The sequence below is a fragment of the Bradyrhizobium sp. T-12 genome, assembly GCF_058314695.1.
This window is the reverse complement of sequence record NZ_CM177756.1, coordinates 4,110,596-4,123,135: the sequence shown is the minus strand read 5'-3', so window position 1 is coordinate 4,123,135 and position 12,540 is coordinate 4,110,596. Positions and strand designations below refer to the sequence as shown.

At 64.2% G+C, this 12,540-nt stretch carries 14 protein-coding genes; 8 read left to right on the top strand and 6 right to left on the bottom strand.

The window, feature by feature from the left end; translation table 11 throughout:
• Positions 1–106: 106 nt before the first annotated feature.
• Both AC0WRY_RS19535 and AC0WRY_RS19530 read right to left on the bottom strand, forming a co-directional pair.
• Positions 107–784 (bottom strand): P-loop NTPase family protein, encoded by a 678-nt coding sequence (locus AC0WRY_RS19535; protein WP_491120528.1) that lies wholly within the window; start codon positions 782–784, stop codon positions 107–109.
• 118 nt (positions 785–902) lie between these two features.
• On the bottom strand, positions 903–1,445 hold the full coding sequence (locus AC0WRY_RS19530) for a CDP-alcohol phosphatidyltransferase family protein (RefSeq protein WP_491120526.1): 543 nt from the start codon (positions 1,443–1,445) through the stop codon (positions 903–905).
• A gap of 157 nt (positions 1,446–1,602) precedes the next feature.
• Between AC0WRY_RS19530 and purM the strand changes: the two genes are divergently transcribed.
• Together purM and purN are read left to right on the top strand one after the other, a co-directional pair.
• Positions 1,603–2,676, top strand: coding sequence for a phosphoribosylformylglycinamidine cyclo-ligase (gene purM, locus AC0WRY_RS19525; protein WP_491120524.1), 1,074 nt, complete (start codon positions 1,603–1,605; stop codon positions 2,674–2,676).
• A complete protein-coding gene (gene purN / locus AC0WRY_RS19520) occupies positions 2,676–3,329 on the top strand; it encodes a phosphoribosylglycinamide formyltransferase (RefSeq protein ID WP_194402425.1) in 654 nt (217 codons plus the stop codon). The genes purM and purN overlap by 1 nt, the downstream gene beginning before the upstream one ends.
• Before the next feature lie 92 nt (positions 3,330–3,421).
• Here purN and AC0WRY_RS19515 read toward each other — a convergent pair whose 3' ends face one another.
• Positions 3,422–3,628, bottom strand: coding sequence for a cold-shock protein (locus AC0WRY_RS19515; RefSeq protein ID WP_018645416.1), 207 nt, complete (start codon positions 3,626–3,628; stop codon positions 3,422–3,424).
• A 370-nt stretch (positions 3,629–3,998) separates the two neighbouring features.
• Between AC0WRY_RS19515 and AC0WRY_RS19510 the strand changes: the two genes are divergently transcribed.
• Complete coding sequence (locus tag AC0WRY_RS19510; RefSeq protein WP_491120521.1) at positions 3,999–5,156, top strand: autotransporter outer membrane beta-barrel domain-containing protein; 1,158 nt, start codon at positions 3,999–4,001, stop codon at positions 5,154–5,156.
• Between the two features lie 21 nt (positions 5,157–5,177).
• On the opposite strand, the gene AC0WRY_RS19505 is transcribed toward AC0WRY_RS19510, so the two are convergent.
• Positions 5,178–6,218 (bottom strand): LysR family transcriptional regulator, encoded by a 1,041-nt coding sequence (locus AC0WRY_RS19505; RefSeq protein ID WP_491120519.1) that lies wholly within the window; start codon positions 6,216–6,218, stop codon positions 5,178–5,180.
• A gap of 70 nt (positions 6,219–6,288) precedes the next feature.
• Here AC0WRY_RS19505 and AC0WRY_RS19500 point away from each other — a divergent pair, with 70 nt between their 5' ends.
• The 5 genes from AC0WRY_RS19500 (at position 6,289) to AC0WRY_RS19480 (ending at position 9,900) form a co-directional block, all read left to right on the top strand.
• The gene (locus AC0WRY_RS19500; RefSeq protein WP_194402422.1) at positions 6,289–6,906 is read left to right on the top strand and encodes a hypothetical protein; all 618 of its coding nucleotides are present in this window, start codon (positions 6,289–6,291) and stop codon (positions 6,904–6,906) included.
• The gene (locus AC0WRY_RS19495) at positions 6,893–7,513 is read left to right on the top strand and encodes a GNAT family N-acetyltransferase (protein WP_024338084.1); all 621 of its coding nucleotides are present in this window, start codon (positions 6,893–6,895) and stop codon (positions 7,511–7,513) included. The genes AC0WRY_RS19500 and AC0WRY_RS19495 overlap by 14 nt, the downstream gene beginning before the upstream one ends.
• Positions 7,514–7,538: 25 nt before the next feature.
• A complete protein-coding gene (locus AC0WRY_RS19490) occupies positions 7,539–8,102 on the top strand; it encodes an isochorismatase family protein (RefSeq protein ID WP_194402421.1) in 564 nt (187 codons plus the stop codon).
• A 30-nt stretch (positions 8,103–8,132) separates the two neighbouring features.
• Positions 8,133–8,303 (top strand): hypothetical protein, encoded by a 171-nt coding sequence (locus tag AC0WRY_RS19485; protein WP_194402420.1) that lies wholly within the window; start codon positions 8,133–8,135, stop codon positions 8,301–8,303.
• A 214-nt stretch (positions 8,304–8,517) separates the two neighbouring features.
• The gene (locus tag AC0WRY_RS19480; protein WP_194402419.1) at positions 8,518–9,900 is read left to right on the top strand and encodes an aspartate aminotransferase family protein; all 1,383 of its coding nucleotides are present in this window, start codon (positions 8,518–8,520) and stop codon (positions 9,898–9,900) included.
• 133 nt (positions 9,901–10,033) lie between these two features.
• On the opposite strand, the gene rnd is transcribed toward AC0WRY_RS19480, so the two are convergent.
• Positions 10,034–11,182 (bottom strand): ribonuclease D, encoded by a 1,149-nt coding sequence (gene rnd / locus AC0WRY_RS19475; RefSeq protein ID WP_194402418.1) that lies wholly within the window; start codon positions 11,180–11,182, stop codon positions 10,034–10,036.
• A gap of 344 nt (positions 11,183–11,526) precedes the next feature.
• Positions 11,527–12,531, bottom strand: coding sequence for a glycoside hydrolase domain-containing protein (locus tag AC0WRY_RS19470; RefSeq protein ID WP_194402417.1), 1,005 nt, complete (start codon positions 12,529–12,531; stop codon positions 11,527–11,529).
• Positions 12,532–12,540 lie beyond the last annotated feature (9 nt).

Sequence of the window (12,540 nt, the reverse complement as noted above, 5' to 3'; positions counted from 1 at the left end):
TGCGGGAGCATGTGTTAGAGCGATGACGTTTCGATGACATTGATGTTCCGCCGCTTCCTGGCGTCAAGCGGGCTTCGCCCCGCCCTTGGAGCGGGGCAGACCGGGGTCAGGCGTCCCGGAGCAACTCGGCGGCCAGCGCCCGGGTGACGGGGCGGCCGAGCCGCAGGGCCTCGCTGTCGAGCAGTTCCACGGCCTGGCGGGCCGCGGCCGAGGACCGCTCCAGGCGGGTGGCGAGGTAGCCGACCACGCTCTCGTCCACATTGAGCTGGCGGTCGGCGCAGAATTTGACGATCAGGCCGCGGAAGAGCTGGTCGTCGGGCGGCAGCAGCGGGACAACAGGCACGGCGCGCAGACGCGAGCGCAGGTCGCGAAGCTCGATCTCCAGCGCGGCCGGCACCTCGCGTCCGGTGAACAGCACATAGGCGCCGTCCTCGCGGGCGAGGTTCATCAGGTGGAAGAGGGCGCGTTCGTCGAAGTCCTTGGCCCTGATATCCTCGACCACCAGCGCGCCGGTGGCGAGCGCACCGGGGACGTCTGCGGCGGTCAGGGCGTTGGCGGCGGTCGAGCGGGCGCCTGACATGTCGGCCCAGATCGCGGCGAGGTGGCTCTTGCCGCTGCCTTCGGGGCCTGCCAGCCACATGATGCGGTTCGGCCATTCCGGCCAGCGCTCGATCAGGGCCAGACCGGCCGCGTTGGCGGGGCCCTCGAGGAAATTGTCCCGGCTGAGGCTTTCCGCATGCGGAAGCGAAAACGCCAATTGTCGGGGATGGACGCGGCCTGCCACGCTTGCTTTGCTCCATGCCGGCGCGCCGGCCCGTTTGAAGAATGCGATCTAATCGAGCGGAATGGGCCTTTTGCGCGGCCGCTTCCCTCTCACTTGGTCTGCTCTTACTTGGCCACTCTTACTTGGCCTCGATCGTGCTCATGTGTCGCAGCCACTCGACGAGATAGAGCGACACCGAGGAGAGCGTGAAGACCGTGACGAGGCCCATCAGGATATTATCATAAGGAGCCGGCTTGAAGCCGAAGGCAAGCGCCGCCAGCACCAGCGCCGCGAACGCCACTTGCGCAACGGTGTTGAGCTTGGACACTTTCGACGGCTTCATCTCGACGGGCCGGTCGAACAGCCAGGACACGATCACGGCGGCGACGATCATGATGTCGCGCGAGACCACCAGGATCACAATCCAGCGCGGAATCGCCCCCCAGATCCCCAGCGCCATGTAGATCGAGACCAGCAGGGCCTTGTCCGCGAGCGGATCGAGCAGGGCGCCGAGCTCGCTCGTCATGTTGAAGCGCTTGGCCAGGAAGCCGTCCACGGCATCGCTGATACCGGCGATCAGGAAGACGGCGAACGCGACCTCCATTTGGCTCGATACGATGGCCCAGACGATGATCGGGACCAGCATGATGCGGCCCAGGGTAATGATGTTCGGAATACTCACGAAAGCGCTTCCCGGCACCCGGTCTGACCTCGAATCCGGCCTCTCGGGAGGCTGAACCGGTTGATATCTCTACATAGTATATGGCGGTGCGCCATGCGAGCCATTGCGCGTCCCCGGAATTCGACGTAACCAGCCGCAAACCCACTGGAAATCGGGCATGACCGACCGCAAAAACGGCCTCACTTACGCCGATTCAGGCGTCGATATCGACGCGGGCAACCGCCTGGTCGATCTGATCAAGCCGATGGTGCGCGCCACGGCGCGGCCCGGCGCCGACGCCGAGATCGGCGGCTTCGGCGGGCTGTTCGACCTCAAGGCGGCCGGTTTCAAGGACCCCGTCCTGGTGGCCGCGACCGACGGTGTCGGCACCAAGGTCAAGATCGCCATCGAGACCGGGCTGCATGGCGGGATCGGCATCGACCTCGTCGCCATGAGCGTTAACGACCTCGTGGTGCAGGGCGCCGAGCCGCTGTTCTTCCTGGACTATTTCGCCTGCGGCAAGCTCGACCCCGAGGCCACGGCCTCGATCGTCGCGGGCGTCGCGGAAGGCTGCCGCGAATCCGGCTGCGCCCTGATCGGCGGTGAGACCGCCGAGATGCCAGGCCTCTACAAGGACGGCGATTACGATCTCGGCGGCTTTGCCGTCGGTGCCGCCGAGCGCGGTACGCTGTTGCCGCGCAGGGACATCGCGGCGGGCGATGCGGTGATCGGCCTCGCCTCGTCGGGCGTGCATTCGAACGGCTTCTCACTGGTCCGCAAGATCGTGGAACAATCGGGCCTCGGCTTCGCCGCACCGGCGCCGTTCGCGCCGGTCATGACGCTCGGCGGCGCGCTGCTGACGCCGACCAAGCTCTACGTCAAATCCTGCCTGCGGGCGATCCGCGAGACCGGCGCGGTGAAGGGCCTTGCCCACATCACCGGCGGCGGTTTCACCGACAACATCCCGCGGGTGCTGCCGAACGGCCTCGGCGTCGGCATTGATCTGGCGCGCCTGCCGGTGCTGCCGGTGTTCAAATGGCTGGCAGCGCAGGCCGGCATCGCCGAGCTGGAGATGCTGCGCACCTTCAATTGCGGCATCGGCATGATCGCGATCGTCGAGCCCGACAAGGTCGAGCAGGTCATGCAGGTCTTCACCGAGGCCGGCGAGACGGTGGCGCAGCTCGGCACGGTGATCCCGGCCGACGGCGAGCACCGCGTCGTCTATAACGGCCATCTCGATCTGGCGCTGTGATGAAGCGCCGCGTCGCCATCCTGATCTCCGGCCGCGGTTCCAACATGGCCGCGCTGATCAAGGCCGCAAGCGCGGCGGATTTCCCGGCCGAGATCTCGCTCGTCATCTCGAACAAGGCCGATGCGCTCGGGCTCGAACGTGCCAAAGCGGCCGGCGTCAATACGCTGGTGATCGAGAGCAAGCCGTTCGGCAAGGACCGCGCCGGCTTCGAGAAGGTGTTGCAGGCCGCCCTCGACCAGCACGGTATCGAGCTGATTTGCCTCGGCGGCTTCATGCGCCTGTTCACGGCCGAGTTCACCAGGGCCTGGTACGGGCGGATGCTCAACATCCATCCCTCGCTGCTGCCGTCCTTCCCCGGCCTCGATCCACACGGCCAGGCCTTGCGCGCCGGCGTCAAGCTGTCAGGCGCGACAGTGCACTTCGTGATCCCCGAGACCGATGCCGGCCCGATCGTGATGCAGGGCGCGGTTCCCGTCAGCGACCACGACACGGGGGATACGCTGTCCGAGCGCATCCTCGAAGTCGAACACCGCATCTACCCTGAGGCGCTGCGGCTGCTTGCGACCGGCAAGGTCCGGATCGAGGGCGATGTGTGCAGGACGGAAGGAAGCGGGCCGTCGGAGAATTTTCTGGTTGCGCCGGTGGTGCGCTGAACCGCTGTCCTCGCGGCGGTCTTTCCAAACGAAATCCCCCGGCGGAGCCGGGGGCAACGTCATGATCTCTCGCATGTCAGTCTTGAGAGAAATCAGGAGACCTTGAGGTTCTCCGCGGAGGCTTTGCCGCGGTTCTCCACGAGGTCGTATTCAACCACCTGGTTTTCGTTGAGGGTGGAGAGTCCGGCACGCTCGACGGCGGAGATGTGGACGAATACGTCCTTGTCGCCGCCATTCGGCTTGATGAACCCATAGCCCTTGGTCGGGTTGAACCATTTGACGGTGCCCTTTTGCGGCATCGCTAGTCTCCTCCACTAGGTATAAAAAAGACGCGGCCGCTGTTTCGCGTGCCACGCCACAAACGGGCTTCCGAAGTCTGTTCGAGTCTCAACGTCGCGAAACGCACAGCGAGCGGCCAATTCCGATTGTGTCCAATATTGCAACATGAAAATCGCGCGTTAGCAAGCAGTGCGCGAATTTCAAGGGCGGGCAGGGCGTGCCGCCCTGCAATTTCCGACCTGTGGCCGCGGAACCACAATCGAGGCAATAGCCTCGGTGACAGCGTGCTCAGCGGTTGACCCTCCGGAGCAGTTCGGCACAAATCGCGACATGCGCGCGCCGTGCGTGTTGCATTTTTGCGCGCCGCCTTTTGCTTCGGGATTTGTCGACATGTGCTGCACATCGCAGCCCTCCGGGACACGGCAGACGATCGGGCTGGACCGCGTCCGCAGGGTCGCGGCCGTGATCGCGATGGCGTTTGCACTTGTCCTGATGATGTCGCCGACCGCGCCGGTCTTCGCGCAAAGCCCGACGCCGACGCCGACCCCGACACCCACGCCGTCACCGACCCCGATGCCGTCGCCGACAGCGACCAATTACGACCAGTCGGTCGGCAACAGCGCGCTCAATCTCGGCTCCAACTTCCTGGAGCGGCTCGGCAACCAGGCTTCGGGCGGTTTCAACCGGGCGTCCCGCACCAATCCCGGCGGCGGCGGCGCGTCGGCGAGCACGGAAGATCCGCGCTATCGCACCTGGTTCGAGGGCTACGGCATCTCTGTGCGCTCCGACGCACAAGGCGACTTTGTCGGCGACAAGCGCAAGACGGCCGGCGGCGTCGCCGGCTTCGGCGCGCGCGTGGCACCGGGTGTCAATCTCGGCTTCTCCGTCGACCAGAGCCATACCGACATCGACGTGCCGCTGGCGCTGCAGTCGGCGACGCTCGACCTGACGCAAATCGGCATCAACGGTTCGGTCGACAAGGGCCCGTGGACCTGGGCCTTTGCCGTGGTGCACGGCTTCGGCAAGGTCCGTTCCAGCCGCGACACCGGCGTCGGCCTTGCGACTGCGGGCTATCGCGCCGCGATCGACGGCGCGCTAACCGAGATCAGCTATTACTGGACCAAGGACCAGATGCGCATCGTGCCGAAGGGGGCGCTGGAATATGTGCGCGCCACCAGTGCGGCTTTCCAGGAGACCGGCGGCCTCGACCCGCTCAACGTCGGCTCGACCGCGCTTTCACGCGCGCGCGTGATGATCGGGGCCGAGATCGGCCGCTACTTCATCATCGACCAGAAGATCCTCGACCTGTCCGCCTACGGCAAATTCGTCGACAATTTCCATCAGGATCTCGGATCGATCCAGGTCAGCCTGGGAACCCAGAGCATCGTCGTTCCCGGCATCGGCGAGAGCCGCTACGGCGCGGATGCCGGAGCCTCGGCTTCGCTCAGCCTGACCAACGTGGCGCGGCTTTACGTCAATTACGACGGCAAGTTTCGCAGCTTGCTGACGTCGCACCAGGGCACGTTCGGTTTCGAATACAAATGGTGAGCGGAAAGCTCGCCTGGCTGTTCAGGCCGGCGTCGCCGCGACATATCCCGTCAGGCCAAAACCCTCCCGCGCGGCCGTCATCATCGGCACCAGCGCGTTCGGATGGATGAACTCGTCGCGGAAGCAGGGATAGGCCTTTGGATCGAAGATCTTCTTCAGCCAGTCGACCACGATCTTGTGGCGCTCGGAGGCTCGGAACTCCTTGTGATAGGTGAGCCAGAGATCGGCGTGGTGGCTGACGCCGAGATCGACGGCGACCAGCGGCGCGCCAAGCGCGATCGAGACCGTCGGCAGGAAGCCGATGCCGGCGCCGCGTTCGACGGCGTAGAGCACGCCGACCGAGGAATTGGTCTTGATCCCGACGATACCTTCCAGCGACTTCAATCCGAGCACACGGGCATAGGCGCCGTCGTCGACCTGCGGTGCGCTCTGCTTGATGATGCGGTGGTTCTTCAGCTCCGCAAGGGTCGCGGGCACGCCGTAGAGGTTTTCGTACTCCTTGGAGACGAAGGGATAGATGTGGAGGCGGCCGAGCTTGGCGACGATCAAATCGGGATTGGTCGGCGGCTCGAGCTGGATCGCGATGTCAGATTCAAGCCGTGCGACGTCGGCCTGCTCCATCGCGCAGCGCAGGTCGACGGTGATCCTGCGGTAGGTCTTCTGGAAGTCGATCAGTCGTGGCAGGATCCAGAAATTGCCGGGGCCCTCCGTCACCGCGACGCGCACGATGCCCGAGGTGTCGTTCGACGATCGCGACGCGCGCCGGAAGACGTTGAAGGCATGACGCTCCATATGCGCAACGTCGGCGATCATCGCGGTGCCTTCATCGCTGAGCGTGAGCCCGCTCTGGTCGCGCAGGAACAGCTTGCAGCCGATGCTCTCTTCGAGCCGGTCGACCCGGCGCATCAGCGTGGTCGAGGTGAGCCCGAGCTCCTCGGCGGCATTGCGAAAACTTTTATACTTTGCGCACGCTAAAAACAGTTTCAAATCGTCCCAGGACGCATCCAGGGCTTCTTCACGGTGCTGCATCATCGCAGCACCCCGGTGCAATAACTGCTGCATACTCCTGATCCCCAGCCGCTAAGCTCAGTGGCATAGCGGGGCGCGAAGCCTCGAACGATAGAGGCGTGACATGGGTATGGAAAGGGGCTCGTTTGCCGCAAGGCATGATTTCGATGCCTTACCGCTGAGCGCGGACGTCGATGTCCGCTGCGCGCAATTTTCCGAAATTTCCGCACTTGCGCAGATGGCGCACCGGCTGGTGCCGGGCGTGCGGATAGGGACAGAAGAGCTTGCGCGATACTTCACGTTCGATCCCCAGAGCATCCTGACATTCAGCCGAAAGGGCCAGCTCGTCGGCGGTATGGCCTTCCTGTTCCTCAACGACCGCGGGCACGATGCGCTGCTGCTCGACGAGATCTGCCTCACTGCGCCCGAGACGCACTATCTCGCTTCCGCGAAGGAAGAGGTCGCCGCCATCTACATCTGGGCGATCGCGGCGACGGGGCGCGGCATCGCTGGTCTCGGCAAGGCGGCTGCACACCTGCGACAGCTAAGGTTTCGCGGCGCGGATTGCTATGCGCAGCCGTCAACGGTGGCAGGACGCGACATCATGAAGGCGACCGGCTTCGCGCCGGTCCCGAGTTTCCAGCCCGACCTCTGGTGCTACGAGCGGCCCTGGCATCGGCAACCCATGCGTATGGCGGGCCCGATCATTCAAGCAAGGAGTTTTGCAGATGCACGGTACTAGGATTCCCGTCGCCAAGCCCTGTTCCCGCGCCATCACCATCCGCCTCGCGCGCGATCCAAACGATCTCATGCTGGTCACCGCCATTCGTTCCGCGGTCTATCTCGCCGAGCAGGATTGTCCCTTCGAGGAGGAGTTCGATGGCAACGACATGGTCGCGGCGCACTTCATCGGCTTCGTCGGCAACGAACCTGCGGGCTGTCTGCGGGTGCGCTTCTTCGGCGATTTCGCCAAGGTGGAGCGGCTCGCGGTGCGTCACCAATACAGGCGCTCGCGCGTCTCTTTCAAGCTGGTGCAGGCCAGTGTCGACTACGTGAAGCGCAAGGGATTTCGCAAGATCTACGGTCAGGCGCAGGACAGGCTGGTCGATTTCTGGGCGCATTTCGGCGCCAAGCCGCTCGGCCATAATCGCAAGATCACGTTCTCGGATTTTTCCTACACGGAGATGCTGCTGGAGATCGAGCCGGGCCCGGACGCGATCACGCTGGACAGCGATCCCTATGTGATCATCCGTCCCGAGGGCGATTGGGACCGGCCGGGCGTGCTCGACGCCTCGGCGGGGCGGGCGGTGACCTCGCCGCTGCGGGACCTCGCGCTCGCTGACCGCTGAAATTGGTGCAGCCTGGCGCAAGACAATGCTGGCCTCCATCCACGACGATCCGCCACTCTTGGTCTGTGCGGATCTTCAGGTCGAATATCTGACCCCCGGGCGTCGCCACGTCATCCTCGACGGCGACGCCGCGACCGCACGCTGCCTGGAATTGCTGATGCTATGGCGCGGCAATCTGTGGCCCGTGATGCATCTGAAGCGCATTGCGCAGGCCGCGTGGTTCAATCCGGCATCAAGGCTGACCGATTGGATTGCGGAGATGAAGCCGCGGCCGGGCGAGCTGACGTTCGAGCATCCGCTCCCGTCCGCCTACAGCTCGTCGCGGTTTGTGGACTACATGTCCAATATCCGCAATGTCCGCTGCATTCTGATCGGTTTTTCCCTCGACGAGACCATCTTGGCCACCGCCGCCGACGGGTTTCACCGCAGCCATCGCTATCGGGTCGTCGCCGACGCCGTGGCTTGCCGGCAGCCGGCCACGGGCGATGCCGCCGCCTATAAGCATGCGGTAGTGAATGTCATCGGGAATTTTGCTACAATCCAGTCCAGCGCCGAACTGATCAGAACCAGCGGCGCCGTTGCGGTGTAAGCGGCCGCGACCGGCGGATGGGGTGAGAGATTGTCACGGGGAGACGAGCTCAAGGAGCTGGCGAGCGACCTGTCGCATGCCGCCGAGAAGGCGCGCAGGCTTGGCCTGCCGACGACGGTCTATCTGCTTTCGATGGCGCTGGTGGAGGTGAGGGAAGCCGCAGCCGGCGCCGGCGACGGGCATGACGACGACGCGGCGTGAGAGCTGGCCCAGCGGTTCTCTGACGTGAGGCCCTGGATGTGCCGTTCCGTGATGCGCGGCTTTGTCATCTGCGGCTTTGTGCAACGCTGCTGAGCGCTTGCTGCCGACGAATTGGCGTTGCAAGTTCTGCGCTGTCGCAATAGCCAAGGTACTCGATCACCGAGTGATGACGCCGGCTATGCCTGCGACGTGACGCTTTCAAGGATCTCTAGCAATGTCCATGCTGCCCAATTCGCAAGAGGCCCGGGATGTGGCCTATCAGCTCCATCCCTACACCAACGCGCGCACGCATCAGCAGGCCGGTCCCCTGGTGATCGAACGCGGTGATGGTCCTTACGTCTTCGATGCATCGGGCAAGCGCTATTTCGAGGCGATGGCCGGTCTGTGGAGCGTCGGGCTCGGCTTCAACGAGAAGCGGCTGGTCGAGGCCGCATACAAGCAGATGCAGGCGCTGCCGTTCTATCACACGTTCTCCGCCAAATCGCACGGGCCCTCGATCGACCTCGCCGAGAAACTGGTGGCGCTTGCGCCTGTGCCGATGAGCAAGGTGTTCTTCACCAATTCCGGCTCGGAAGCCAACGACACCGTGTTGAAGCTGATCGCCTATCGCTCCAACGCGCTCGGCCAGCCGCAGCGCAAGAAGGTGATCAGCCGGATGCGCGCCTATCACGGCGTCACCATTGCGTCGGCCAGCCTGACGGGTCTGCCGAACAATCACCGCTCGTTCGACCTGCCGCTGCCGAACATCCTGCACACGGGCTCGCCGCATTTCTACAAGGACGGCGCCGCCGGCGAGAGTGAGGAGGCGTTTGCGACGCGCCGGGCGGAGGAACTCGATGCCCTGATCCAGAAGGAGGGACCCGATACGATCGCGGCGTTCTTCGGCGAGCCGGTGATGGGGGCAGGCGGCGTCATCGTGCCGCCGGCGACCTATTGGGACAAGATCCAGGCGGTCCTGAAGAAGTACGACATCCTGCTGGTCGCCGACGAAGTGATCTGCGGCTTCGGCCGCACCGGCAAGATGTTCGGCTGCGAGACCTACGGCATCAAGCCCGACGTGCTCGTGGTCTCCAAGCAGATCACCTCGAGTTATTTCCCGTTCTCGGCGATCATCATGAACGACCGCATGTTCGAGCCGATCGCGGACGAGAGCAACAAGATCGGCGTGCTCGGCCACGGCTTCACCGCGGGCGGCCATCCGGTCGGCTCGGCGATCGCGCTGGAGAATCTGAAGATCATCGAGGAGCGCGGCCTGGTCGCGCATGCCGCCGAACTCGGTGCCTATATGCAAGGCAAGCTGCGCGAGCTCACCAGCCATCCGCTGGTCGGCGAGGTCCGCGGCGTCGGCATGATCGCGGCGATCGAGCTCGTGCTGGACAAGGGCCGCAAGACGGCCGCCAGCACGCCCGGCGCGGTCGGCGGCATCGCCAGCCGCATGCTCCAGGAGCGCGGCGTGATCTCGCGCAACATGCTGGATGCGATCGCGATCTGCCCGCCGTTGATCGTCAACAAGTCCCACATCGACGATCTGGTCGCAGCGATTACCGGCGTGCTGAACGACATGAAGCCGGAAGTGGCCAAGCTGACGCCGGCGTAAGCCGAGCCACGGCGTCAAATTTCGTCATTGCGAGCGCAGCGAAGCAATCCAGAATCCCTCCTCGGAAACAGTCTGGATTGCTTCGTCGCAAGAGCTCCTCGCAATGACGGTGGAGAGGCGGTGCGGCTGACCGTTACGCCCGCTGAACTCCGATCACGCGGCCTTTCTCGACCGCCAGCGCCAGCTCGCCGCGCTTCAGCTTCAGCGCGGCGTCACCGAACAGCTCGCGGCGCCAGCCGCGCAGGGCGGGGACGTCGGCCTCGTCGTCGGCTGCGATCTCTTCGAGGTCGTCGACCGTCGCGATCACCTTGCTGGCGACCGCATGCTTCTCGGCGGTCATGCGCAGCAGCACCTTCAAGAGCTCGACGATGGCCGCGCCATTGTTGTTGTTGCGCGGCTTCTCCAGCTTCGGCAGCGTCGCAAAGTCCCGGGCCAGGCCGCGCTCGACCGCGGCGACGATGTCCGCGCCCCATTTGGACTTCTCAAAACCTTTCGGCACCGAGCGGAGATGGGCGAGCTTCTCCAGCGTGGTCGGCGCGTGGGTCGCGATGTCGGTGACCGCCTCGTCGCGCAGCACGCGGCCGCGCGGCACGTCACGGCTCTGCGCCTCCTGCTCGCGCCAGGCGGCGACCTCCATGAGGACGGCGAGATCCTTCGGCTTGCGCACGCGCGTCTTCAGCCGTTCCCAGGCGCGCTCGGGGTGGAAGTCGTAGGTTCTGGGGGAGGTGAGGACCTCCATCTCGATGGAGACCCATTCGCTGCGGCGGCGCTTCTTGAGATCGGCGTCGAGCGCTGCGAACACGTCGCGCAAATGGGTGACGTCGGACACCGCGTAATGCATCTGCTCCTTGGTCAGCGGCCGACGCGACCAGTCGGTGAAGCGGTGGGTCTTGTCCGGGCGGTGGCCGGTGACCTTCTCGACCAGCGCGTCGTAGGCGATGCTGTCGCCGTAACCGAGCACCATCGCGGCGACCTGGGTGTCGAACACCGGGTGCGGGATGATATTGGCCTGATGCCAGATGATCTCGATGTCCTGACGGGCGGCGTGGAAGACCTTCAGCACGCCCTCATTGGCCATCAGCTCGAAGAACGGCTTGAGATCGATGCCGGCGGCCAGGGTATCGATGACGATAGCCTCCTCGGCGCTGGCCATCTGCACCACGCACAGCAGCGGGTAATAGGTGGTCTCGCGCAGGAACTCGGTATCGACGGTAATGACGGGGTGCTTGGCCAGCCGGCTGCAGGCAGCCGCGAGGTCAGCGGTGGTGGTAATTAAATCCATGAACGGCCCATGACACTTGATATCAGCCGTTCTGCCGAAAGTGCTGTGATGTCAAGGGGCTCGATGCGAATTCGAGCCTTGCATTCGGTCCGGAATCGTCTTTTCCGACGAAATTCCTATTCGTAGCGGACCCGGTGCGAGGATTTGCGCGCGCAGGGCAGCGCCACCACGACCACGCACATGCCGACCAGCGCCAGCCCCAGGAACTCGAAAACCAACAGATCCACGGCGAAATCTCCAGAAACATTGATAGATTTGTCGGGGGCGCGTTGAGGGTCTGTTAATTGCGATGGTTACCGGCGGTGCGACGGGCCGGATGGTGGACGGGGGGTTAATGGGGGCGCTCAGGCGATCGCGTTCGCCAGCACGCTTTGAAAGCCACCAAAGCCGGGCTTGGCCACGTCTGAATCGTAGTCGAAGCCCATATTGACGGTCTCACCCGACTGCTTGATGTTCCAGCCCTTAAATGTCTTCGATCCGCGCCAGCCGGTGGACATTGCGAGCCACGCGTATTTGGCCAGGCCCTGATTGGTCAGCGTTCCGCAGGTGAGGCCGGAGCCGTAGACGCCGATCTGGTAGATCGGCGCGTGGTGGCTGATCGCATCGAAGCCGGATGCGATCCCGCGAAAATAATCGCGAACAGGTCCTGCGATCTCCGTCGCGTTGAAATCGGCGTCCACGGCGAAATAGATGGGCGTGTCCTTCGGCTGGCCGGCAAGTAGCGCCTGATGATAGGCGGACGTCGCCTCGTTGACGCCGCTGGTGAACGAAAAATGCCCGATCTTGTCGGAGGCGCTCTCCCAGACCGCAACGACCGACAAGCCGGCGGCCGAAAGGGTTGCCACCTCCTGGGCGGACAGTGGCGGATAATGTGATGAAGCGTTGCGGTAATAGCGGCAGACGAAGGTGAAGCCCGCTTTCTTGATCTTCACGGCTTTGTCCTGGCAGTCCAAGGCACAGTCGATCCCGCCAACCGTCGAGCCCGATCCCGCCGGTCCCGCCGATCCAGCTCCAGCCGTGCTCGCGCCGAGGTTGTCGGGCGGGCCGCCGGTCGGCTTGCTCTGCGGCAACAAGCCGTTCTCTTTGCCGACCTGCGCAAGTTGGTCCATGAACAGATTGTCGATGTGGCCCTGCAGTTCGGTGATGATTGCTTTCAATGTATCGGTGATCGCCTGCAGCTTGGCGATCTCGGTTTCGAATTCCTCGAGCGTGATTCGAAGATCGAGATCCGAGAGCGCTTGCAACTTCTCCACGATCTTCTGGCGATCCTCGTCGGTCGTTGCCTTCTTGTAGGCCTGGCGCAGTGACTCCTCGAGGTCTTGGATGATCTCCAGCGGGGTGGATGCCATGCCCTATCT